The following is a 23,396-nucleotide window of genomic DNA, read 5'->3' on the forward strand; positions in this document are numbered from 1 at the left end:
CACAACATGCACAACATGCACAACATGCACAACATGCACAACATGCACAACATGCACAACATGCACAACATGCACAACATGCACAAAAAGGTACTCATGACACACACAAAATGAAAAACAAAACATTATCAATAACCCGCCAAATTTTCTTCGTGTTTCTAACTTATGCGTTATTAATTATCGTGATCTGGCTCACTTCGCTTGTGATCCCAATAAAATTTTAATAACTGATGTCTTTTGCACTTTTTTGAGCCATTAAAATTAGCCAAAAGTCAGTTCTATTCTTATGCTTAAAAAATGAACCTTTAAGGATCTAAGCTCATACTCAGTCTACAGGGCATTAATATTGCTTCAAGGAATGGATCATGACACCAAAGTTAAACACTCACTTTAACCTAGTATTTACCCTATTATCAGTTGTTTATTTGATGTTTTTTTTACTTACAGATGCTCAAGCAAAAGAAGTCCATTACCATTTAACCATAGCTAAGGGCCCAGTCAATGTAACTGGAAAAAACATTGATGCAATCACCATCAACGGCCAAATGCCCGGCCCAACATTAGAATTCGTTGAAGGTGATATCGCCGTTATGGAAGTCACCAATACCTTACCTGTCCCAGCAACCGTTCATTGGCACGGTTTATTGGTGCCCAATGCGGTTGATGGGGTTCCCTATGTCACAACTTTGCCTGTATTACCGGGAGCAACAGAAATCTATCGCTTCCCTCTGATCCAATCTGGTACCTATTGGTATCACTCCCATTTTGGCTTACAAGAACAATATGGCCTTAAAGGCACCATAGTTATCCATCCCAAAACAGTCAAAAAGGATGCTCCCAGAGATGTCGTGTTAAGCATAGGCGACTGGAATGATGACATACCAAGCCATAATTTACGGAGTTTAAAGCGAAACAGCCCTTATTTTTCTTTGAAAAAAAACCAAGTCCAGACAATCACAGGGGCGATAAAAAGCAATAGCTTCGGTAATTTAATTAAAAGGAACTTCTATAACGTACTGGATGCGGACTTATCTGACGTCGGTTACGATACCTTCATGACAAACGGTCAGCCCCATTGGCAAATTAAAGGTAAGCCCGGTGAGTTGTTGCGTTTAAGAGTGACCAATACCAGTACGTCATCATATTTTTATTTAAATTACGCAGGCGGCCCTTTGAAAGTCATTGCCGCAGATGGGCTTGATATTACGCCCACTAATCTTGAGAGATTATTAATTGCGACAGCAGAAAGCTATGACTTTTTGATCAAAGTACCACAAAACGGGCAATATGAATTTCGCGCGACCTCTTTCGATGGCACAGGTTACACTTCCACATGGATAGGCGATCTCAATAGCCAACAACATGCTGCAACTGACATACCTCAGCCTGATATTTATCAGCTTAGTGTTGATATGACCGATGCAATGATCGCCATGAAAAGTATGCCTAAAAAAACCAGTGCAACAGAGAAAATGTCCAAAATGGATTCTTCTTCTGTAACAAATACAAGCATGCCAGCAAGCAAAATGCCCTCAATGAAAACAGAGATGCCAAAGAAAAAGATGGCAAACATGAATAACATGAGTGGCATGCGTGATATGAGCGGCATGAGTGGTATGATGAAAAATGAATTTACAGGAGGCACGCCAGATAAGCGACCTGGTGCGCCTTATGGAAAGCTGCGTTCGCTCGATAAAACAACACTGGACAAGAGCCGTCCTTGGAGAGAAATAACACTGAATTTGACCGGTGATATGGATCGCTACCTCTGGACATTCAATGGTAAAACCTTAGCAGAAGATGCCATCATAGCGATCAAAAAAGGTGAAAATGTTCGCTTTATCATGACCAATAAAACCATGATGCGTCATCCGTTACATCTTCACGGACATTTTTTTCGCGTCGTCACTGAACAAGGGGACTATTCGACACTGAAACACACTGTCGACATTGCTCCCATGCAAACGACGATTATTGAATTTGCCGCAAATGAAGAGAAAGACTGGTTTTTCCACTGCCACAACCTCTACCATATGGTATCAGGCATGGAACGTATCGTTCATTATGAAGGAACGGAAGTGGCACCAGAAATCATGGCACAACGAGAAAAGGCTTATGAAGACCCTTGGTATACTTGGTCTGATGCAGGCTTTTTTAGCCAAATGACTGAAGGGGTATTAATGACGACCAATTCACGCAATGATATCGCCCTTAATTGGCAATATGATTGGAATGATGAATACGATGTCAGCTTAGGTTACTATCGCTATTTTAATCGCTTCTTTTCTTTGTATGCTGGATTTGATGCCGATACAGACATGGAGCCTCACAGAAACAGAGGCGTGTTTGGTTTTTATTATTTACTGCCTTTTGACATTGATAGTTTAAATTGGGTCGATCATAGAGGCAATCTGCGCACTCAACTCAGCAAGCCTTTTCAAATCACTGACAGACTCAGTTTAACCACTGAGTTTGAATATGATTCTTATGCTTATAGCAGTTGGGGAGTCGGTTTAAACTATTGGATAACACGCCGAGTCAGTTTCACTGTCAATTATGATTCTGAATATTACGGAGGAGCCGGTATCTCTGTTCGCTTCTAAGGGGGGCTCTTGTGCGGTATATAAATTGTGCGGTATATCAATTTTACAATTTAAGTTAATAGCATCACTTTATACTGTGAAGGCACCAGTGTGACACCGACACAGTTAGGTGATGTGCCATTTTGTGCTGTGGTACTCGTCAGCCTTTGCCCAAACTGACCACCAAACAATGTCTTAGTGCTTCCCAACGTAAAGCTAGCGGGTCCCATCATCTGCCCTGATGCCACGCCACCCAATGCGCCAGTACTGTCTCCAGTGCTTAAGGTAATGCTAGATGTTTGTGTTATTGTGGAGCCACCATCAATTAATACTGTCGTGACTGCTGTTGAAGGATCACACATGGTTCCTTCTGCTATATTAGGATACGGAATCGCAGAGGTGGCTGTACCTACTAAGGTATAGCAAGTATCAGGATAAGCATAATGAGTTCCACCCAGGGTTGTATTCGCGTACATAACCACCTCACAGATTACAGAAAAAGCCTCTGTGGCATTTCATTCATCCAAAAAGACGAACTGACTCCCAATATCGATTTATTCCAAAGCCACGAATGAACCTTATCATTTGCCATATCATTTGACAACGTCGAATAACTTCCAGAAATGAAAAGAAGTGAAAAGCTTATCCTCAAGCACGCTCATCTTTTGGTGAGTCCATAACAACATAAGTCGTTATTTCATTGACTTGTGGTAAGGTCCCCAAGATTTCAGTGTGGAACACTTTATAAGCGGCCAAATCTTGTGTTTCTACTCTTAGTAAATATTCATAAGAGCCAGTAATATTATGACATTCCCTTACCTCAACGGATCGCGTAATCGCGACTTCAAACGCTTGTTGCGCCGCTTTACTATGATCGCTCAGCCCTACCGCGATATAAGCAATACAACCAACCCCCAAAGCAGATTGATCTAATACCGCTCGATAGCCTGAGATCACACCCAGCCTTTCCAATTCCTGCACTCGCCTTAAGCAAGCAGACGGTGATAAACCCACTCGGTTTGCCAACTCAGTATTACTGACTCTGCCGTCGAATTTAAGCTCTTGCAATATTCTTGCGTTTATTCTATCCATTTTATCCATATATTGCATATAAAGTTTATTTTAAACCAAAAAAGCAAGATAACACGAACTAATAAAAATTATAATTGCACATACTGATTATTATTGTTTTAAGAGACGATTCTATGGATTTCAGCTTATTAAGTGCACTCATTACTTTCGCTTTTGTCTCCAGCATCACCCCCGGCCCCAATAACATCATGCTGGCAACCTCAGGTGCTAATTTTGGTTTTTCAAAAACCATTCCTCATATGTTCGGTATTGGGCTTGGGTTTAGTTTTATGGTATTGCTGGTAGGTACAGGTTTAAGCCAGTTTTTGGATCAATACCCATCAAGTTATTCCATATTAAGGGTAGTCAGTATTATTTATTTATTGTATTTAGCCTTTAAAATTGCAACAACCGACACAACACAAGGTTCTCGGTCTCTTGCGCAACCTATGACATTCCTACAAGCAGCCGGATTTCAATGGATAAACCCAAAAGCATGGACTATGGCGCTGACCGCGATCGGTGCCTATTCTCCATCACACAGCCTACAGGCAATCATGATCTGCGCTGTTATTTTTGCCTGTGTCAATCTGCCTTCTGTCAGTTTTTGGACATTATTAGGGCAACAATCCCGTCAACTCTTATCCAATCCAAAGCGATTACGTGCATTTAATCTCTTTATGGCTGGACTACTCATCATCTCTATTTACCCCTTGTTATTTTGATAAATAATGATTTGCTTAATCCGCATATAAAACTATTTGTCTTAGATAACAAAAATGTCCATACTGATTTAAGGATAAAAAACAAGCAAACAAAAATAGCAAATGGAGTTGAGTGTTGATGAAAAGTCCTATTGAAATGCTCGAGCATTGGGTTGCCACCCAAGGAGACAAAGTCTACCTAAAGCAACCCATTAACGGTCAATATAAAGAATTCACTTGGAAAGATGTGTACGATCAAGTGCAGCAACTCGCTGGAGGATTGCGTCACCTAGGTTTAGTCCCAGGTGATAAAATTGCCATTTTATCAAAAAACTGCGCAGAATGGTTTATTACCGATCTCACCTTAATGTATGCAGGCTATGTCAGTGTACCTATCTATCCCACAGCCAATGCCGATACAATACGTTATACATTAGAGCACAGTGATTCTAAAGCCATTATCATAGGTAAACTCGATAGCTGGCCTGAGCAAGAAGCTGGGATCAGTGGTGATATGCTCAGGCTTTCTATGCCTTATGAGACCATGCCTGCACAGTACCAATGGCAGCAGTTATTATCTTTAGGTCAGCCTTTAAAAGACGTGCCTCTTCCATCACTCGATAGCGTAATGAGTATCGTATACACCTCAGGATCGACGGGTAAGCCTAAAGGCGTTATCCATCATTTTTCTAGCTATTCTTGGACCGCAGAAGCCGCCATAAAAAAAGTCAAGCTTAGCCCTGATGACAGAGTTATGTCTTACCTTCCCTTAGCCCATATTACAGAACGCGTCGTCATTGAAGGCGGCTCAATTTACTCCGGTGTCAGTGTCGCCTTTGTTGAAAGCTTAGATACCTTTATTGAAGATGTTAAAAGAGCCGCTCCGACTTTATTCTTTTCTGTACCTCGATTATGGAGCCTATTTCAAAAAAATATCATCGATAAAATAGGCGCTAGCAAACTCAATTTACTCTTAAAAATTCCCATCATACGCTCACTAATCAAGAATAAAATTAAAGCAGGTTTAGGCTTCAGTCAATGCCACACTTTTGCCTCTGGCTCAGCCCCCATTCCTCCTTCACTCATCGAGTGGTATCACAATATTGACATTGATATCAGCGAAGGATGGGGAATGACCGAAAACAGTGTTTTTTCATTAGTTCATATTCCCTTTAATTCCAATAAAATTGGCACTGTTGGCAAACCTGTTGAAGGTTGTGATATTAAACAAAGTGACCAAGGCGAGCTTCTAGTTAAAAGCCCAGGACTCATGCAAGGCTATTATAAAAATGACGAATTAACCCAAGCAAGCTTTACAGATGAAGGTTACTACCTCACAGGAGACTTGTGTACGATAGATGATGACGGTTACGTCTTTATTACAGGTAGAGTAAAAGATAACTTTAAAACATCAAAAGGCAAATATGTCGCGCCAGTCCCCATTGAAACTAAGCTTGCAAAAGATCTCCATATCGAACAAATTTGCGTCATTGGCTCAGGCTTACCCCACCCTATCGCCTTAGTTCAACTGTCAGAAGGCGCCAACTTACAACACAGAGAAGAAGTACGAACGTCATTAAAAGCAACCTTAGACAACATCAACATTCATCTAGAATCCCATGAAAAAGTCGATGCCATTGTTATCACAGATGAAGTGTGGAGTGTTGAAAATGATATATTGACTCCAACCCTTAAAATTAAACGCCACATATTAGAATCACGTTATATAGAAAGACTTGAAGATCTAAGAGGTGGTCAAATACGTTGGGAAAATGAACTTTAATATTACAAATCGCAAAATTTAATTAACAATAAAAAACACGCAGCATTGCGTGTTTTTTATGTATTAAAATCAGCTAATTGATATCTTTTATTCAAGAATAAAATACGAAATATTCATGCAATCGCATTAAACTCATTGCCATGTCAGCTTAAGCCTTTATTCTGACTCTTCAATGATGACTTAAAATGCAATCCACATGCTGATCACTCTTTCACTACTCGCAGGCTTTCTTATTTTAACCTTAGGTGCAGAAGCACTTGTGCGGGGGGCCAGTGCAATCGCGTTACGCTTAGGTGTCGCTCCTTTAATTATCGGTTTAACCATTGTCGCCTTTGGAACCAGTGCACCTGAATTAGCTGTCAGTTTAAAAGCGGCTTTAGCCGGAAACAGCGGTTTAGCCATAGGCAATGTGATTGGCTCCAACATTGCCAATATTGGGCTTATTCTCGCCATCACTGCGCTTATCAAACCCATTCGAGTCGAATCACAAATGGTTAAACGCGATATTCCTCTAATGATTATGGCTTCCATGCTCTTTTGGTGGTTATTGCTTGACGGAGAGCTCAGTCTATGGGATGGCGCATTATTAGCCTCGCTATTGAGTATCTACTTAGGGTACAGCTACATCAGTTCTCGCAAAGAAAATAACCTGTGTGATAACAGCGAACTTGTCAATCAGCAGCCTCAACATCTTATGTTATCTCTTCTTTTCGTTGGAACGGGTATCGCTATGCTAGTGGGGGGCGGCATTCTTTTTGTTGATGGCGCCATCACTCTCGCCAAGCACTTCGGTATAAGTGAAATTGTCATCGGCCTTACCATAGTTGCCATTGGCACCAGCATGCCGGAATTGGTGACCTCAGTTGTGGCGGCACGAAAAGGCCATAGCGATATTGCTATCGGCAATGTCGTTGGTTCAAATATCTTTAACATTTTAGGTATTTTAGGCGTAACAGCCATTATTCATCCCATCAGCGCTGAAGGCATGAAAACCATTGATTTTAGCGTGATGTTGATGCTAGCAGTGATGACCTTACCTTTTGCTTGGACGGGATATCGTATTGGTCGGCGAGAAGGCATGATATTATTAATTGGATACTTATGCTACATCGGCTATTTAGTCAGTAATGCTTCTGCCTGAAGACAGTTAAAAATAACAGCCAACATAAAACTTAAGCCTATATTTTATAAGCTTAAGTTTTCTAGGATTGCCAACAACAATTTATCTGATAGTATATGTATAAATTTACAGTGGTTGGAAACGTAAAGTTTGCAAAAATTAGATCTTACCCCCATTACAGATCTGAAAGGCGTTGCCACAAAAATGGCACAACGTCTAAACAAACTCAATATAAAAACGGTTCAAGATCTGTTGTTCCACCTCCCTTTACGCTATGAAGATCGTACCCAAATTTACGCCATAGGCACATTATATCCAGGGACTTATGGCACCATAGAAGCCACTATCATTTCAAGCCAAGTTATTCATGGTCGCAAACGCATGCTCACTTGCCTTGTTCAAGATGAAACAAGCCAATTATTACTGCGCTTTTTTAATTTTTCAGCCACACAACGTAATAGCCTAATATCAGGAATGACCATACGCGCATACGGTGAGATTAGACGTGGAAAGCACCAAGTAGAAATGGTGCATCCTGAATATAAAGTTCTGCAAGAAGGTCAAACACTACCACAAACTAATGTGTTAACACCTGTGTACCCGACCACTGAAGGCCTTAAACAAAACAGCTTATTCAAACTCACTGAACAAGCCCTTAATTTACTCAATAAAGATGCCTTGCCGGAACTCCTACCCGCGCACCTCAGGCCTAACAGCTTAAGTTTAGAGCAAGCTTTACAAGTTTTACATCGCCCTAGTAACGATGTTTCAATTTATGAATTAGAACAAGGCACACATCCAGCTCAACAACGGCTGATACAAGAAGAATTGTTAGCACATAATCTGAGTATGTTACGTTTACGACAAAGTGCTAATAAAGACAATGCCGTGACAATGCCGCCTACCCAACAATTGATCAGTCCTTTTTTAGCCTCTTTGCCTTTTACTCCAACGGGAGCGCAGCAAAGAGTGGTTAATGATATTAAGCAAGATCTGCTCAAAGCACACCCTATGATGCGTTTGGTACAAGGAGACGTGGGATCGGGGAAAACCTTAGTGGCCGCACTTGCTGCCCTGCAAGCTATCGAAAGTGGGTATCAAGTGGCAATGATGGCCCCAACAGAATTGTTAGCTGAACAACATGCCGCTAACTTTAATGCTTGGTTTACACCACTTGGCCTAACCATTGGATGGCTGGCGGGCAAATTAAAAGGCAAGGTAAGAGCTCAATCTTTAGCCGATATAGCTTCCGGCAAAGCTCATATGATCATAGGCACTCATGCTATTTTTCAAGAACAAGTGCGCTTTAATAAGTTGGCACTTATCATCATTGATGAGCAGCACAGGTTTGGTGTTCATCAACGATTAGGATTAAGAGAGAAAGGCATCAGCCAAGGCTTTCATCCTCATCAATTAATTATGACAGCCACGCCTATTCCTCGCACACTCGCCATGACAGCTTATGCTGACTTAGACACTTCAATTATCGATGAATTGCCTCCAGGAAGAACCCCTGTCACTACCGTCGCCATTGCTGAACAACGTCGAAGTGATGTCATTGATCGTGTCAGGCAAGCCGCATTAAAAGATAAGCGCCAGGCTTACTGGGTATGTACTCTCATTGAAGAATCTGAAGTGCTTGAATGCCAGGCGGCTGAAGATACAGCAGAAGAGCTCAAACTTGCTTTACCTGAACTGAAGATTGGCCTAGTGCATGGACGTATGAAATCAGCCGAAAAACAGCAGATCATGAGTGACTTTAAACAAGGTAATCTCAACTTACTGGTCGCGACCACAGTGATCGAAGTCGGTGTCGATGTCCCTAATGCAAGCTTGATGATTATTGAAAATCCAGAACGACTTGGCCTTGCTCAATTGCACCAATTACGAGGCCGCGTTGGCCGTGGGGCTACCGCTAGCCACTGCGTATTACTTTACAAACCCCCTTTATCACAAACAGCCACTAAACGCTTAGGCGTATTGAGGCGCAGTAATGACGGTTTTGTGATAGCGCAAGAAGATCTCGAAATTCGAGGGCCAGGTGAAGTATTAGGCACGAAACAAACGGGCATTGCCGACATGAAAATCGCTGATCTGATGCGAGATCAAGCATTAATTCCACATATTCAAAAATTAGCCCAACATGTAATGGCACAATCACCCGATAATGTTGATAATATAATTACAAGATGGCTTGGGGAAAGAGAACAATTTGTACAAGCCTGATTAAGGGTTAAATAATTAAGATCGGCCCTAAGGATGAAATAACTAAGTTAACTCCATCAATAAAGTTCAAAAATTAAACATCTTTAATTAAGATGACATCAGCAAGCAAGACCTGTTAATTTGACCATTAATATACCGGCACAAATTCGACCGAGTAGCAGAGGAATATAAATGAAAGCCAACCAAGAAGATAGGGCCACTCAAAAGAGAAAAACCTCTGGTTCTAACCCACTTATTATATTTATTATCATCATTATTCTCATTGCTGGTGGAGCATATTATTATTTCAACCAGCAGGAAGAAGATAGTATTGAAAATATACCTGAAGACAACATGAGCCAAACGGTTGCAACACCAGATGAACCTTTAGACACAGTGGCAAAAGTACCAGAAACATCCACGTCAATCATCAATACTGAAGCGCCCGCTACAGAAACAACACCACAGAAAACGAAAGAGCCGGAAGTCCTTCCTCCTCTAAACGATAGCGATCAGTTTGCATACCAAAAGGCCATCGACATTGCTGATGGAATGACAATTCAACCCATATTAAATGATAAAAACCTGATCCGTCAGTTTGTGGTTTTTGTTGACAATCTTTCAGAAGGTGAAGTCGCTCGTAATGCTAGCCCAATAAAAGGCCCCACTGAAAAATTCACGGTCTCAGACGTCAGCAATAAAACATATATCTCTCCTGATAGCTATCATCGATATGATATTTATGCTGATTTTTTAAGTGGACTCAATGAAAAACAACTGGTTAGCACCTATAAACAAATGATGCCACTGTTTAATCAAGCCTTAGCAGAAATTGGCTATGATGACACTCAATTTGACGATCGTATGTTAAAAGCTATTGATCTTATGCTAGCCACACCTGTGATTAATACGCCTATTGAAGTCAATAGTGTCAGTGTTAATTATAAATTTGCCGATCCTAAGCTAGAAGCATTAGCTGGCCCACAAAAGCTCCTTATTCGCATGGGGCCTGATAATACTCGAAAAGTTAAAGCCGCTTTACGCCGCCTCGAAACACAGTTAAAGCAGCAAAATGAAAATCAACAATAAATGTTATAATTTTTAACCAATAGCATTATCCCCTTACAAGGGGATATGTGCTAACATGCTCGTCGCAAAAAAAGAATAATAAACATAGGCTAGCATACATTCGAATTTTTTATCTTAGACAATTATTAGCAAGAACAGTCGGTGTAAAAAATTGAATAAAACAGGCATAGGTCAGCGATGCGGTTAACATTTGACATTATTTCTTGGGGAGCTTGGTCTCCCCTATATCAAGAAGCTTTAGATTGGCAACACTGGCAAGCGCCTACCACAGCTTCACCTTCGCCTATAAAAGCGCCTAAACTTCAACAAGTCCCAGCAATGCAACGTAGGCGATTGAGCCCGCTTACAAAAATATTATTGGCAGCGGCCTTTCAAACGAATCCACCAAGTCAATGTCGTAGCATATTTTCTTCGCAACATGGTGAGATCAATCGTACCATGGCATTGCTTAATGATATTACCGTTTCACAAGGACTCTCTCCGACTCATTTCAGCCAATCTGTACATAACACAGCCAGCGGTATTTTCAGTATTTTAACAAAAAATTACGCCCCTTCTACGGCTATTGCTGCAGGCACAGCTTCATTATCACAAGCATTAATAGAAGCCTATGCCCAGTTAAATGAAAACCCCGAACCCATATTAGTTGTCTATGGTGATGAACCTGTTCCTTCGATTTTTCGTACTTTTAATTCTCAACCAGAATGGCCCATAGCCATGGCATTTGTACTTAAAAAGCAATCAAAAAATTTGCACCTAGACTCTCAATATAACCCCAAACTTTCCATTGACATAAATAGCAAGCAAGACACGGCTGAGCTATTACATTACGGTCAAATACTTCAAGCTTTAGCGCGTAAAAAGCCACTTGTGGGATTGATAAATCATCAACTCTGGAGCCTAACTTTTGACTGATTTTACTCCCGCTCAAAAACTCACTGGACTGGCTTATCTTCCAAGATGGCTTGGCGGCGTCACCTGCTATGTAGTGTTTGGCCTTGGTGGACTACTCAGCTCCTTAACCTTACTCCCTCTACTCAAATCTTGGCCAGGCTCTAACGCGCAAAAGATTAAACGCGTAAGAAAAACCGTTCATCTCATGTTCAAAGGTATGGTGACTATGCTCACAGCTGCTGGCATCATTAAGGTGAGTACTGAAAATGCTCATTTATTGCGTAACATGAAAGGGAAAATCATCATTGCAAACCATCCAACTCTAGTTGACGTAGTGGTGATGATAAGCTTAATCCCCAATGCAGCTTGTATTGTAAAACAAGCCTTGTGGCGAAATTTTTTCTTACGTGGTGTCCTGTCAAGTGCAGGTTATATTCCCAACAGAGGCGCAGACTTACTCCTTAATGATTGTAAGCTCGAGCTTGAAACAGGCACTAATCTGATTATTTTTCCAGAAGGAACACGCACTCAAGTGGGTGAAATCATTAACCAATTTGCAAGAGGCGCAGCCAATATCACCTTACGCACTCAAACAGAGCTTATTCCAATTGTATTGCGCACTAATGCAATTGGTCTCAGTAAGCAACAACCGTGGTATCATATCCCTGCACGCACTATTGGTATGCGAGTCGAGGTAGGGGATCCTCGTTCTTATAATGAGTACAGCTCTTCCAATGGTGAAGATCTTAGTTTGAATGCAAAAAAAGCACGGCAAATGACAAGAGATCTAGAAAACTATTACAAACAACAATTAGATATAAATCATGAAATTACATAATGAAATAAAAAAACTAATTATCGAATGTCTCGATTTAGAAGACGTGAGTATTGAAGATATTGATTCTGACGCCCCCCTGTTTGGTGATGGCTTGGGATTAGACTCTATCGACGCATTAGAACTTGGATTAGCCATAAAAAAACAGTTTGATATCAAAATCGATGCAAACTCAGAAGAAACCAAACAACACTTTTACAGTGTCAGTAATCTTGCAAGCTTCATTGAAGCGCATTAAGCAGTGGAAGTTACATGAAAAACCGTGAGCAAATACTTGAAACTTTGACTAAGATTTTAGTAGAGGAATTTGAAATTGACGAAAAAGATGTCTCTTTAAACACATCTTTGTATGATGAGCTCGATCTAGATAGTATTGATGCTGTTGATCTTGTTATTAAATTACAACAAATCACTGGGAAAAAAATTCACCCAGATACGTTTAAAGCAGTTCGCACCGTTGATGATGTTGTCTCTGCTGTTGAAGCACTCGTTTCAGCTGCATGACGCAGTTTTTACAAATAGTCACCACACTTGTGGTGCTATGTTACCCAGTCGCTGTTTATTTTGGGCTTAATTATTTACCCCAAGGCAGCATTGCATTAGTGCTGTGCAGCTTATTGCTTTTAAGGTTCTTTATTAATAAACAAAAGCTAAAATCATTGATGCTCCCAATAGCTGCCGGCATTGTTTTAACAATGAGTAGCTATATCGCTAAGGCCAATGACTGGTTACTGTATTATCCTGTCGTTATCAGTACTTGCATGCTGATATTATTTGCCCATTCATTACAATGGGGGCCAAGCATCATTGAACGACTTGCAAGATTGAAAGAACCCGATTTACCAGAAAGTGCTGTGCCTTATCTCAATAAAGTCACCTTTATCTGGTGCATTTTTTTCATTATTAATGGCGCAATAGCTTACTATACCGCAGCATTTACAAGCCTTTCGACTTGGACGCTTTATAATGGTTTTATTGCTTATTTGCTAATGGGCATTCTTTTTACTGGTGAATGGTTATACCGCACATTTTGGTTGAAAAAACGATGAAAAATATTCTGACTTCTTGGTTAACACTAGGCCCAATAGAGCAACAACTCATTAGCTTTAATCATCATAATATTCTGACAGGAGAATGTTTTAGCCATCAAGTTGCCTTTTTCCATCAACAGCTGGTTGAAAATCAGCATAAGAAATGGCTTTTATCTTGTGATAATAGCGAGTTATTTGCTATTGGATTATGTGCCGCTTTAATTGCAGGAAAAGACATTATTCTGCCTTCAAATGTACAGCCTGCTAACTTGCTTACATTAAATAATCAATTTGATGCCGTGCTATCTGATAAAGCATTAGCCCCCGAAAAGCCCTTTATACAATTAGAAAAAGTAGCCGATGCGCCAAAATTTCCTTGGCCAAAATCGAAAAACTGGGGCTGTTTCACTTTATATACTTCTGGCAGTAGCGGACACCCCAAAGCCGTCACGAAAACCCTTGCTCAACTTGATGCTGAAGTGTCCACTCTGGAATCCACTTTTGCACAGCATCTACCCCAATGCAGTATTATTTCAACCGTATCTCATCAACATATTTATGGCTTATTATTTAAAATCCTTTGGCCACTCGCTAGCCGTAGACCTTTTTTAAGTGATCTCATTGAATATCCGGAAACACTGAGTTATTACAGTAATTTATTTTCACAGCTATGCTTAATCAGTAGCCCTGCACACTTATCTCGTTTACCTGCGTCTTTAGACTATCAAATACAAAACCGCGCTCCAAGCTTAGTGTTCAGTTCTGGCGGCCCATTAACCTATGAGGCAGCTCAAGCGATCAAGCAATGCTATTCAAGCTTACCAATAGAAATATTTGGCAGTACAGAAACAGGCGGGATCGCTTATCGTCGTCAATATAGCGAACAACAAACATGGAAGACCTTTGCTCCCATTCACATCAAACAAGATGAGAATGACGGTGCATTATGGCTTAAATCTCCCTATATTGAACATGATGATTGGATGAAATGTAATGATAAAATCAAACTCATTCAAAATGATGAGTTTATTCTTCAAGGGCGACTCGATCGCATAGTAAAAATAGAAGAAAAACGACTTTCACTGGTTGAAATGGAAACTCTGCTGCAGACTCACCCTATGGTTCAATTAGCCAGTTTACTGATTGTTGAAGGGCCCAAAGTGCAATTAGCAGCCGTAGTAGAGTTATCGGAATCAGGCAAAGAATACCTGAACACAAAAGGCAAGCTCAGCCTAAATAATATTTTGAAATCTTATCTATTAACCCAATTTGAAAGAGTTGTTTTACCCAAACGTTGGCGCTATCCAGAAAAAATGCCCGTTAATACACAAGGTAAACAAGTACAATCTCAACTGTTGGCATTATTTACCCATGATTAAATCTCAGCCACCCCACATTATCAGCAGTAACCTCACTGAGACTTCAGCGACTTGGCGCCTGCGCATTGATGAAACATTACCCTATTTTAATGGCCATTTTCGCAATCAACCCGTTTTACCCGGTGTCACTCAGCTTGACTGGGCTATTCAATTGGGCTGTGCACATTTTCAATACCCCATTCATGCAACGACATTAGAAGTGCTTAAATTTCAAAATGTAATAACACCTGGTATCGAAGTGAACTTAAGTATCACACTCGATACAAAAAAGCACAAACTCAGTTTTGTTTATAGCAATCAACAAACACGCTTCTCATCTGGACGCATTGTTATATCCACTCAACGCCCTCTTATAGCGAGTTAGAATGCATGCAGTTAGCATTTGTGATCCCCAATTATAATCACCCCGCAGCCATCAGTGAAACCTTAGCTAATCTCGCTGTTTTTAAACGTGATTGTTATCTGGTTGATGATGGAAGTAATGATGAAACACGTTATCTATTACAACAACTTGCTAAACAATATAGCTGGGTTCATTTATTACATCATCCATATAATAGAGGAAAAGGCGCAGCTGTCATCACGGGACTGAGAGCAGCTTATGAGGACGGCTTTACTCACGCGTTACAAATTGATGCCGATGGCCAACATGACTTAAGCGATATTCCCACTTTTATTGATACAGCTAAGCAAGCTCCCCATGCCGTGATATCAGGACAACCTCAGTATGATGACTCTATTCCCAAAGGACGTTTGTATGGGCGCTACCTGACACATTTTTGGGTTTGGATAGAAACCTTAAGCTTAGAGATAAAAGATGCCATGTGTGGTTTTCGCATTTATCCATTACAAGCAACTGAATCTTTATTTCTCAGCCAATCATTGGGTGAGCGAATGGATTTTGATATTGAAATCTTAGTCAAGCTTCATTGGCAAGGAGTAAAAATAAAGCATATTCCAACTCGAGTCATTTATCCTGAAGAAGGCAGTAGTCATTTTCAAGCCGTTAGAGATAACCTGCGCATTTCAGCCCTACACACTCGGCTTTTTTTTGGCATGTTAAAACGTCTACCCTCACGATTACACAAAACAGCCCCCATTAATGCCAACACTATCGACAAGCCCAATTCAAAACATTGGTCTTCCATTGGAGAGCGAGGCAGCTATTGGGGGATAAAAATACTCGCTCTGTGCTACCGTTATGGAGGGCATTGGCTTTGCCGCGCGATAATGTACCCAGTAATTTTATATTTTTTCATCACAGGAAAAGCGGCAAGACAGGCTTCGATGGACTTTTTACAACAAGTCAAACTCGCCGATCCCGACAATAACCCATTGCCTCATCAACCTCGATGGTTAGACAGCCTGCGACATTTTTTTGCTTTTGGCCATGCCGCACTGGATCGCATTGATGCTTGGTGCGATAGAATACCTCTAAAGAGCATTGATTTTCCACACAGAGATATACTCTCAACACACATGGAACAAGGACAAGGCGCAGTATTACTTGTATCCCACTTAGGTAACTTAGAGTTATGTCGCGCCATATCTGTCACTCATCGTAATGCAAAAGTTAATGTGATGGTAATGACGCAGCATGCCAAAAATTTTAATAATATTCTAAAACAATTAAATCCAAATAGTGCACTGAACCTGATTCAAGTGACCGAACTGGGCCCAAGCACTTCCATATTATTACAAGAAAAAATTGAAGCAGGTGAGTTAGTGGTCATTGCAGGAGATAGAACATCTTCAGCCAGTCAAGGTCGAGCCCTATACGCCTCATTTATGAATAAACCCGCTCCCTTTCCTTCAGGCCCTTTTGTGTTAGCAGGACTACTGGACTGCCCCGTCTACACTATGTTTTGTTTGAAAGAACAAGGGCGATATCGCGTACACATCACCCCTTTTAACACTCGACTTAAAGGGCCAAGAAAAGAAAGAAGTGTCAGGCTACAGCAAGCCGTCGATGAATACAGTCAAGTGTTAGAAAACCATGCTAAACGCGAGCCACTACAATGGTTTAATTTTTACGACTTTTGGCAAAACGATAATCAGGCTCAGCGTCGCTCATCCAGCGAGAGTCAAGTTAATGAGAATAGGACCAGCAGTAAATGAAACAAGCAACACACGCTAACGAGACTCAAGCCATTATTCATTTTGGTTACCAAACCCTATCGCTTGAAGATGTCGTCGCCATTGCTAAAGGGGCTAAAGCCCAACTCAATGAAAGTTCTGAGTACCAAGCTTACATTAAGCAAGGTGCCGACTTTATTGATAATTTGCTCAGTGAAGAAGGTGTTATCTACGGTGTCACAACCGGATATGGTGACTCCTGTACTGTGAGCGTCGGTTTGGACTTAGTCGATGAACTTCCCTTACATTTAACCCGCTTTCATGGGTGTGGTTTAGGCAATACCCTGTCAGAAATGCAAGCAAGAGCCGTCATGGCTTGTCGTTTAAGTTCACTGGCATATGGTAAGTCAGGAGTCAGCTATGCATTATTAAAGCGTATAGAGCTGCTACTTAATCTCAATATTACTCCCGTCATTCCAGAAGAAGGCTCTGTGGGTGCCAGTGGCGATCTCACGCCTCTGTCTTATTTAGCCGCCGTATTAGTCGGTGAAAGAGAAGTCATTTATCAAGGTCTCAAACAGCCTACAGCAACAGTTTACGCCAAACTCGATATTACCCCTTTAACGCTACGCCCCAAAGAAGCGTTAGCCTTAATGAATGGCACAGCTGTTATGACTGCGCTGGCATGCTTAGCCTTTGACAGAGCCCAGTATATGGCTAAGCTATCCAGCCGAATTACCGCCATGGCCTCTTTGACTTTAAAAGGCAATTCCAACCATTTTGACGAAATCCTATTTGCTGCTAAGCCTCATCCAGGACAAAGTCAAATCGCCGCTTGGATCCGTGAAGATTTAAATCATCATGAACATCCTCGTAATTCCGATCGCCTACAAGACAGATACTCGATCCGCTGCGCGCCCCATGTCATTGGAGTACTACAAGACGCCTTGCCCTTTATGCGTCAATTCATCGAAACCGAACTCAACAGTGCCAATGATAATCCCATCATTGATGCTGAAGGGGAGCATGTGCTTCACGGCGGGCATTTCTACGGTGGGCATATTGCCTTTGCAATGGATGCATTAAAAAATGCAGTCGCCAATGTTGCCGATCTTATCGATAGACAAATGGCATTAGTCATGGATCCTAAGTTTAATAATGGCTTGCCAGCCAATTTATCGGGTTCAACAGGACCACGCAGTGTCATTAATCACGGATTCAAAGCGATACAAATTGGCGTGTCAGCCTGGACAGCCGAAGCCTTAAAGCACACTATGCCGGCCAGTGTTTTTTCTCGCTCTACCGAATGCCACAATCAAGATAAAGTCAGCATGGGTACCATTGCCGCTCGAGATTGTTTACGGGTCTTGCAACTCACAGAGCAAGTCGCTGCAGCAGCGCTGTTGGCCATGACTCAAGGGATCCATTTACGTATTCGAAATCAAGAGCTCGATACTGGCTCTTTTACGCCATCGCTGGCTAAAACGCTAGCACAAGTGAGTGATGACTTTAGCCTACTCACTGAAGATCGCCCTTTAGAGCAAACTCTGAGACAAACCGTTGGTAAAATTCAACGTGGTGAATGGGAAGTGTGTCATTCACGTCCTCGTTAATCAAATATCGTGATATAAATCAGTGGTTGAGTCTTATTATGGCCTCAATCACTGTATTGAAGTTAGGAATAACAATGGAATCCATACTCACAGCAGAAATTGAACAAGTCATTCCCTTTCACGACGTTGATTCCATGGGGATCACTTGGCATGGTAATTACTTACGCTATTTTGAAATTGCTCGATGTGCCTTACTGGACAAAATTGATTACGGTTATCGTAAAATGCTTGACTCAGGTTATGGCTGGCCCATTATTGACACACAAATTAAATATGTGCAATCGAGCACCTTTGACCAAAAAATCAAAGTCATCGCCTCCTTGGTTGAATGGGAGAATCGCATCAAAATTAACTATAAAGTGCTTGATGCCAACACAGGAAAACGGCTCACTAAGGGATATACTATTCAAGCTGCCGTTGATCTGAGCACCCAAGAAATGTGCTTTGTGACACCTGATGTTTTCCAACAAAAAATAAAACCATTACTCTCTTAGTCACACTGCATATTCGGTGCCTTAATAGATAAAACCTTTATCTCTCATAGAGACACATACTGAGTGGTTATCACAATGAAAAACATTACTTTTATTCGGATATGTTATTTTTTAATATTCGCTTTCATGTCTTCAAGCTTATTTGCCAATACGCAAAATGATGATGGCACTTTATTTTCTCACCCTGCCACTCAATCAAAGCTAAAAGACTTAAGCTCACAGTTACATTTTGGTACCTCTGCCAGTGGCGATTTCACCCAATATCGGCAGCTTAAAGTCTTAAAAAAGCCACTAGTCAGTCACGGCTATTTTTTATTTGATCAACACGAAGGCTTAGTATGGCAGCAAGTACGCCCTTTTAAATCCAGCCTAATTTTAAAAGATAAGCAACTTATTCAAGTGGATAGTCAGGGTCATATTCAAATTCAAAACACTGGAAATATTCCCGCAGCTTCGGCGCTGGAAAATATCATGCCGAGCTTATTGACCGCCATGCTAACTGGCGATATCAAGCAATTGGAGCAAGACTTTAGCATTTCAATCTTACAGCAAAAAACACTGTGGCAATTAGGTCTGATCCCAAAAGATCCCCTTGTGGCCAAAATACTGCCAAAAATGATCATTGAAGGAAACACAAGTATTAACCAATTGATTTTATTTAGCCCTAATGGCGATAGCAGCAAAATAGTCTTTAGCAATATTCAAAATCGAGCGCTCACCACCGTAGAGCTTAAGGCCTTTAATCCTGTCACGAAAGACAAGAATCCCTCATTATGATGAAATATCTTGCCCATAAGATAAGCAATATCAAACCAGGCATTGGCTTTTTATGCTGGCTGCTACTCATTGCTATCATGGCGCTTACAGGGCTCCATGCTTGGCAAAATGGCGCTAAGATACAAACTGATATTTTGGCCATGTTGCCCAACGTGAAAGAAGATCCACTCACTAGCAATGCCTTGTCACGTGTTGAAAATCAATTGGCTAATCGAGTCTATATTGCCCTCATTGCCCCTGATGAAACCCAAGCCATTGCTGCCGCTAACGTCTTTATGGCTCACTTAAAAACAAGCCAACCTCAAGCCTTTGACGACATTAAAAGTGCCGATCTCAATCAAGGAGAGGCATTAAGCCGATATTATTTCCCCTATCGTTTTCATCTGCTCACAGACAAACAAATCCAAGCGCTTTCAAATGCACAATTACCCCAAATGATAACAAAGGTACAACAAGAGCTATATAGCGCTTTTAGCTTTTCAAACAGTGGATTATTAAGCCAAGATCCCTTACTGCTTTATCCCAGTAATGTCATGGCCATGGCTCCAAAGAATCAATTACAAGTTCAGCAAGGCATATTGATCCATAAACAGGCAAATAATGATGTTGCCGCCATAGTCATGGCAAAAGGCTTGGGCAGCGCGTTTAGTCCTAATGCACAAGAGGCGCAGCTCACCAGTTTAAATCAAGCCTTTCAGGCCACCAGCAAGCAATTCAAAGACCTTAAAATCGCCAAAGCGGGGGCCGTTTTTCACGCCGCTGCAGCAACAGACAATGCCAAAAAAGAAGTCTCAAGCATTGGGCTTATTTCACTCATAGGTGTTATCGGACTCGTATTGTTGGCTTTTCGCTCTCTGATGCCACTCACTATTGCCTTGCTAACCCTATCGACAGGCTTTTTGTTTGCCTTGGTGGGAACACTGCTTATCTTTCATCAAATCCATTTACTCACTCTGGTTTTTGGCACCAGTCTTATTGGTATTGCGATTGATTACAGCTTTCATTTTTATTGTGAACGATTACAGCGCCCTAAGTTATCAACTTCAAACATCATCAAGCACATCTTTCCCGCCATTAGTCTGGCACTGTTAACGAGTGTGCTCGCCTATCTCAGCATGGGATTAGCCCCTTTTCCGGGCATGCAACAGGTGGCTGTATTTTGCGCATCGGGATTAATAGGCGCCTATATCACATTGATTTTGGCGTACCCTTTATTAGCAGGTTCTCCCTTGCCAGAGTCCGTCGCGCCATTGCGAATGGCCAACCAATATCAAACTCGATTGACTCAAATCAGCCAAATGCTCTCAACAAAGAAAATGAGACTCCTCATTAGCCTAATGATTATTGTTAGTGGTTTGGGACTGTTACAACTACAAAGTGATGATGATATTCGCCAATTGCAGCAAAGCCCTGAGCATATCACCCAAGAAGAAAACCAAGTGCGAAGCATACTCAGTGGTGGCACAGATAATCAGTTTCTCTTAGTCAGGGGCGACACTGAACAAGCCCTACTACAGCGGCTTGAAAAGCTGACCCCTTATCTTCAACAAGCCATATCCCAAGACTATCTGGGTAATGCTTTCAGCCTAAGTACTTATTTACCAAGTCATCAAAAACAAGATGAAAACTACCGACTACAAGCTCAAATTTATGGGCCATCCTTGGCTAGAACATTAAATACTCTTGGCTTGAATGAAACTCTTGCCCCTAAGCTGCAATCGGCTTATGACTCTGCCAAGCACCAATACATAGAACCCAATGATTTTTTAACTCGCTCTGCAGGAAAAGCCTTTGCACCTTTATGGCTAGCCCCGACATTTGAGGGTAATCACTCAAATACACTCGATGAATATGGCGCCATTGTCCTTCTGGGCGGCATTCATAATTTACCCGCCTTGAGCCAATTACTGCTGCCCCTCACTGAGCATAATGGCGCGGTAAAACTGGTGGATAAAGTCGCAGATATCTCACATATCATGGGCCAATACAGGCAGTTAACCTTAGGGTTATTAGCGGTCGCATTACTGCTTGCTTGTGCTATTTTTTCCATACGCTTTCATTTTAAGCTCGCCCTTATTATCGTCTCTGTACCCGCAGCAGCGACGCTTTTCACTCTGGCCATTCTCGGTATAACGGGCAGTGCGTTGACCCTATTTCATGCTCTAGCATTGATCCTTGTTTTTGGTATTGGTGTCGATTACAGCTTATTTTTTGCTGAAGCGAAAAAAGACAGTACAGGTGTCATGATGGCGGTATTCTTATCAGCCTGCTCCACATTGCTGGCCTTTGGCCTGCTCGCTTTTAGTGATACCCCTGCTATTCATGCATTTGGCCTCACACTCTTATTGGGTATTGGTTTCACTTTTTTATTATCTCCTTTCATACATGTCGTTACACAGGGTAAATCTTAATGTCGTTAGCATTCTCCTTCCACTCTATACCCACTGACTTAGATGTCGTTATCATAGGTGCAGGCCCCTCTGGCAGTATTGCGGCCAGCTTATTACATCAACAAGGTAAAAAAGTTTTAGTCTTAGAAAAACAGTTCTTTCCTCGGTTTTCTATTGGCGAGAGCTTATTGCCCTGCTGCATGGAAATCATCAAAGAAGCCAAAATGCTTGATGCCGTCAACAATGCCGGATTTCAGTTTAAAAATGGCGCCGCTTTTCAATATGGCGAGCATTACACAACCTTTGACTTCAACGATAAGTATACGCCAGGCCCTGGTACAACATTTCAAGTTGAACGAGCCCAATTTGATAAATTACTAGCCGATACGGCGCAAAATCAAGGCGTTGATATTCGCTTTGGCCACACAGTCGAGCAGATAGATTTAAGTGAAGATCCTTGTTTACAAGTTCGCAATGAGCATGATGAAGTCTATGAAATCAAAGCCAAGTATGTTTTAGATGCCAGTGGATTTGGTCGTGTCTTACCTAAGCTATTAGACTTAGAAAGCCCATCGAGCTTACCCACTCGTAGTGCTATTTTTACCCATATTGAAGATAACATTACCGATACCGACTTTGATCGCAATAAGATTTTAATCAGTGTCAATCCCAATGATCCCAGTATTTGGTATTGGCTCATTCCCTTTGCTAATGGCCGTAGCTCCATTGGTGTGGTTGGCGAACCAGATAAGCTCATGCTTCAAGGGCATGATTTAAAAACACAACTAGAATCTATGATCGCACAAGAGCCAAGCTTACACCGCTTATTAGCTAAGGCTAACATCATCAAAGAATGTCGAGAATTAAAGGGCTATTCGGCCAACGTCAGTACATTAGCAACAGATAAATTTGCGTTATTAGGTAATGCTGGAGAGTTTCTCGATCCTGTCTTTTCGTCAGGCGTCACTATTGCGATGCAATCAGCCTCCCTTGCAGTCAAAACCCTCATCAAACAGCTCAATGGTCACACTGTTAATTGGCAACAAGACTATAGCGCTCCGCTAATGCAAGGTGTTGATACCTTTAGAACTTATGTGCAGGCATGGTATGATGCCCGTTTTCAGCAAGTGATTTTTCATCAAGGCAGTAACCCTAAAATCAAGAGCATGATTTGCTCTATTCTTGCGGGATATGCTTGGGATATGAATAATCCTTACGTCAGCCAATCAGAGAGGCGACTCAATACGCTCGTAGAGCTCTGCCCCCCTATTACGCCTTTCTCTTTTGAAACACAGAAGATAAAAAATTGCGTTTAGCAACAGGGGAACATTCAATAACTTCAAACCTGACATT

The 23,396-nt window shown here is 41.4% G+C and carries 22 protein-coding genes; 20 read left to right on the plus strand and 2 right to left on the minus strand.

The genetic code is table 11. From position 1 onward, the window contains the following. A partial coding sequence (locus tag Q0791_RS16085; RefSeq protein ID WP_299008507.1) for a hypothetical protein occupies positions 1 to 224 on the plus strand: 224 nt, incomplete at its 5' end. Positions 225 to 365: 141 nt separating this feature from the next. Continuing rightward, positions 366 to 2,603 carry a multicopper oxidase domain-containing protein gene (locus tag Q0791_RS16090; protein WP_299008510.1) on the plus strand — a complete coding sequence of 746 codons (2,238 nt, stop codon included), beginning with the start codon at positions 366 to 368 and terminating at the stop codon, positions 2,601 to 2,603. Positions 2,604 to 2,653: 50 nt separating this feature from the next. On the opposite strand, the gene Q0791_RS16095 is transcribed toward Q0791_RS16090, so the two are convergent. Both Q0791_RS16095 and Q0791_RS16100 read right to left on the minus strand, forming a co-directional pair. Then, positions 2,654 to 3,058 (minus strand): DUF4150 domain-containing protein, encoded by a 405-nt coding sequence (locus tag Q0791_RS16095; RefSeq protein ID WP_299008515.1) that lies wholly within the window; start codon positions 3,056 to 3,058, stop codon positions 2,654 to 2,656. A gap of 172 nt (positions 3,059 to 3,230) precedes the next feature. After that, on the minus strand, positions 3,231 to 3,683 hold the full coding sequence (locus Q0791_RS16100; RefSeq protein WP_299008588.1) for an Lrp/AsnC family transcriptional regulator: 453 nt from the start codon (positions 3,681 to 3,683) through the stop codon (positions 3,231 to 3,233). Positions 3,684 to 3,787: 104 nt separating this feature from the next. On the opposite strand from Q0791_RS16100, the gene Q0791_RS16105 reads away from it, so the two are divergent. From Q0791_RS16105 to Q0791_RS16190, 18 genes are all read left to right on the plus strand, one after another. Next, positions 3,788 to 4,378, plus strand: coding sequence for a LysE family translocator (locus Q0791_RS16105; RefSeq protein WP_299008518.1), 591 nt, complete (start codon positions 3,788 to 3,790; stop codon positions 4,376 to 4,378). A 118-nt stretch (positions 4,379 to 4,496) separates the two neighbouring features. Then, complete coding sequence (locus Q0791_RS16110; protein ID WP_299008521.1) at positions 4,497 to 6,140, plus strand: AMP-binding protein; 1,644 nt, start codon at positions 4,497 to 4,499, stop codon at positions 6,138 to 6,140. Positions 6,141 to 6,336: 196 nt separating this feature from the next. Further along, a complete protein-coding gene (locus Q0791_RS16115) occupies positions 6,337 to 7,281 on the plus strand; it encodes a calcium/sodium antiporter (RefSeq protein ID WP_299008524.1) in 945 nt (314 codons plus the stop codon). A 129-nt stretch (positions 7,282 to 7,410) separates the two neighbouring features. Next, positions 7,411 to 9,486 (plus strand): ATP-dependent DNA helicase RecG, encoded by a 2,076-nt coding sequence (recG, locus tag Q0791_RS16120; protein WP_299008527.1) that lies wholly within the window; start codon positions 7,411 to 7,413, stop codon positions 9,484 to 9,486. A gap of 171 nt (positions 9,487 to 9,657) precedes the next feature. Next, positions 9,658 to 10,554 (plus strand): DUF3014 domain-containing protein, encoded by an 897-nt coding sequence (locus tag Q0791_RS16125; RefSeq protein WP_299008530.1) that lies wholly within the window; start codon positions 9,658 to 9,660, stop codon positions 10,552 to 10,554. Positions 10,555 to 10,731: 177 nt separating this feature from the next. Next, positions 10,732 to 11,469: a beta-ketoacyl synthase chain length factor gene (locus tag Q0791_RS16130; protein ID WP_299008533.1), complete on the plus strand. Its 738-nt coding sequence runs from the start codon at positions 10,732 to 10,734 to the stop codon at positions 11,467 to 11,469. Then, entirely contained in the window at positions 11,462 to 12,286 is an 825-nt protein-coding gene (locus Q0791_RS16135) for a 1-acyl-sn-glycerol-3-phosphate acyltransferase (protein ID WP_299008537.1), read from the plus strand. Before Q0791_RS16130 ends, Q0791_RS16135 begins: the two co-directional genes overlap by 8 nt. Further along, positions 12,273 to 12,521: a phosphopantetheine-binding protein gene (locus tag Q0791_RS16140; RefSeq protein ID WP_299008540.1), complete on the plus strand. Its 249-nt coding sequence runs from the start codon at positions 12,273 to 12,275 to the stop codon at positions 12,519 to 12,521. The genes Q0791_RS16135 and Q0791_RS16140 overlap by 14 nt, the downstream gene beginning before the upstream one ends. Before the next feature lie 14 nt (positions 12,522 to 12,535). Beyond that, the gene (locus Q0791_RS16145; protein WP_299008542.1) at positions 12,536 to 12,787 is read left to right on the plus strand and encodes an acyl carrier protein; all 252 of its coding nucleotides are present in this window, start codon (positions 12,536 to 12,538) and stop codon (positions 12,785 to 12,787) included. Beyond that, positions 12,784 to 13,332: a hypothetical protein gene (locus tag Q0791_RS16150; RefSeq protein WP_299008545.1), complete on the plus strand. Its 549-nt coding sequence runs from the start codon at positions 12,784 to 12,786 to the stop codon at positions 13,330 to 13,332. The genes Q0791_RS16145 and Q0791_RS16150 overlap by 4 nt, the downstream gene beginning before the upstream one ends. Then, a complete protein-coding gene (locus Q0791_RS16155) occupies positions 13,329 to 14,693 on the plus strand; it encodes an AMP-binding protein (RefSeq protein ID WP_299008548.1) in 1,365 nt (454 codons plus the stop codon). The genes Q0791_RS16150 and Q0791_RS16155 overlap by 4 nt, the downstream gene beginning before the upstream one ends. Then, positions 14,686 to 15,057 (plus strand): thioester dehydrase, encoded by a 372-nt coding sequence (locus Q0791_RS16160; protein WP_299008550.1) that lies wholly within the window; start codon positions 14,686 to 14,688, stop codon positions 15,055 to 15,057. Before Q0791_RS16155 ends, Q0791_RS16160 begins: the two co-directional genes overlap by 8 nt. Before the next feature lie 5 nt (positions 15,058 to 15,062). Continuing rightward, a complete protein-coding gene (locus tag Q0791_RS16165; protein ID WP_299008552.1) occupies positions 15,063 to 16,811 on the plus strand; it encodes a glycosyltransferase family 2 protein in 1,749 nt (582 codons plus the stop codon). Beyond that, positions 16,808 to 18,382, plus strand: coding sequence for a histidine ammonia-lyase (locus Q0791_RS16170; RefSeq protein ID WP_299008554.1), 1,575 nt, complete (start codon positions 16,808 to 16,810; stop codon positions 18,380 to 18,382). Before Q0791_RS16165 ends, Q0791_RS16170 begins: the two co-directional genes overlap by 4 nt. A gap of 74 nt (positions 18,383 to 18,456) precedes the next feature. Further along, a complete protein-coding gene (locus Q0791_RS16175) occupies positions 18,457 to 18,876 on the plus strand; it encodes a thioesterase family protein (RefSeq protein WP_299008556.1) in 420 nt (139 codons plus the stop codon). 126 nt (positions 18,877 to 19,002) lie between these two features. After that, positions 19,003 to 19,653, plus strand: a complete 651-nt coding sequence (locus Q0791_RS16180) for an outer membrane lipoprotein carrier protein LolA (protein WP_299008557.1) — start codon at positions 19,003 to 19,005, stop codon at positions 19,651 to 19,653. Further along, positions 19,650 to 22,064 (plus strand): MMPL family transporter, encoded by a 2,415-nt coding sequence (locus Q0791_RS16185; protein WP_299008560.1) that lies wholly within the window; start codon positions 19,650 to 19,652, stop codon positions 22,062 to 22,064. Before Q0791_RS16180 ends, Q0791_RS16185 begins: the two co-directional genes overlap by 4 nt. After that, a complete protein-coding gene (locus Q0791_RS16190) occupies positions 22,064 to 23,359 on the plus strand; it encodes an NAD(P)/FAD-dependent oxidoreductase (RefSeq protein WP_299008563.1) in 1,296 nt (431 codons plus the stop codon). Before Q0791_RS16185 ends, Q0791_RS16190 begins: the two co-directional genes overlap by 1 nt. Positions 23,360 to 23,396: the final 37 nt, after the last annotated feature.

Origin of the sequence: uncultured Shewanella sp. (genome assembly GCF_947495455.1) — a bacterium.
In the GTDB taxonomy this organism is placed as follows: domain Bacteria; phylum Pseudomonadota; class Gammaproteobacteria; order Enterobacterales; family Shewanellaceae; genus Shewanella.

Excerpts from the sequence above, each read along its gene's own strand:
- Q0791_RS16090 (WP_299008510.1), top strand. The coding sequence starts at position 366 with ATGACACCAAAGTTAAACACTCACTTTAACCTAGTATTTACCCTATTA.
- Q0791_RS16095 (WP_299008515.1), bottom strand. The coding sequence starts at position 3,058 with ATGTACGCGAATACAACCCTGGGTGGAACTCATTATGCTTATCCTGAT.
- Q0791_RS16100 (WP_299008588.1), bottom strand. The coding sequence starts at position 3,683 with ATGGATAAAATGGATAGAATAAACGCAAGAATATTGCAAGAGCTTAAA.
- Q0791_RS16105 (WP_299008518.1), top strand. The coding sequence starts at position 3,788 with ATGGATTTCAGCTTATTAAGTGCACTCATTACTTTCGCTTTTGTCTCC.
- Q0791_RS16110 (WP_299008521.1), top strand. The coding sequence starts at position 4,497 with ATGAAAAGTCCTATTGAAATGCTCGAGCATTGGGTTGCCACCCAAGGA.
- Q0791_RS16115 (WP_299008524.1), top strand. The coding sequence starts at position 6,337 with ATGCTGATCACTCTTTCACTACTCGCAGGCTTTCTTATTTTAACCTTA.
- Q0791_RS16125 (WP_299008530.1), top strand. The coding sequence starts at position 9,658 with ATGAAAGCCAACCAAGAAGATAGGGCCACTCAAAAGAGAAAAACCTCT.
- Q0791_RS16130 (WP_299008533.1), top strand. The coding sequence starts at position 10,732 with ATGCGGTTAACATTTGACATTATTTCTTGGGGAGCTTGGTCTCCCCTA.
- Q0791_RS16140 (WP_299008540.1), top strand. The coding sequence starts at position 12,273 with ATGAAATTACATAATGAAATAAAAAAACTAATTATCGAATGTCTCGAT.
- Q0791_RS16145 (WP_299008542.1), top strand. The coding sequence starts at position 12,536 with ATGAAAAACCGTGAGCAAATACTTGAAACTTTGACTAAGATTTTAGTA.
- Q0791_RS16150 (WP_299008545.1), top strand. The coding sequence starts at position 12,784 with ATGACGCAGTTTTTACAAATAGTCACCACACTTGTGGTGCTATGTTAC.
- Q0791_RS16155 (WP_299008548.1), top strand. The coding sequence starts at position 13,329 with ATGAAAAATATTCTGACTTCTTGGTTAACACTAGGCCCAATAGAGCAA.
- Q0791_RS16160 (WP_299008550.1), top strand. The coding sequence starts at position 14,686 with ATGATTAAATCTCAGCCACCCCACATTATCAGCAGTAACCTCACTGAG.
- Q0791_RS16165 (WP_299008552.1), top strand. The coding sequence starts at position 15,063 with ATGCAGTTAGCATTTGTGATCCCCAATTATAATCACCCCGCAGCCATC.
- Q0791_RS16170 (WP_299008554.1), top strand. The coding sequence starts at position 16,808 with ATGAAACAAGCAACACACGCTAACGAGACTCAAGCCATTATTCATTTT.
- Q0791_RS16175 (WP_299008556.1), top strand. The coding sequence starts at position 18,457 with ATGGAATCCATACTCACAGCAGAAATTGAACAAGTCATTCCCTTTCAC.
- Q0791_RS16180 (WP_299008557.1), top strand. The coding sequence starts at position 19,003 with ATGTCTTCAAGCTTATTTGCCAATACGCAAAATGATGATGGCACTTTA.
- Q0791_RS16185 (WP_299008560.1), top strand. The coding sequence starts at position 19,650 with ATGATGAAATATCTTGCCCATAAGATAAGCAATATCAAACCAGGCATT.
- Q0791_RS16190 (WP_299008563.1), top strand. The coding sequence starts at position 22,064 with ATGTCGTTAGCATTCTCCTTCCACTCTATACCCACTGACTTAGATGTC.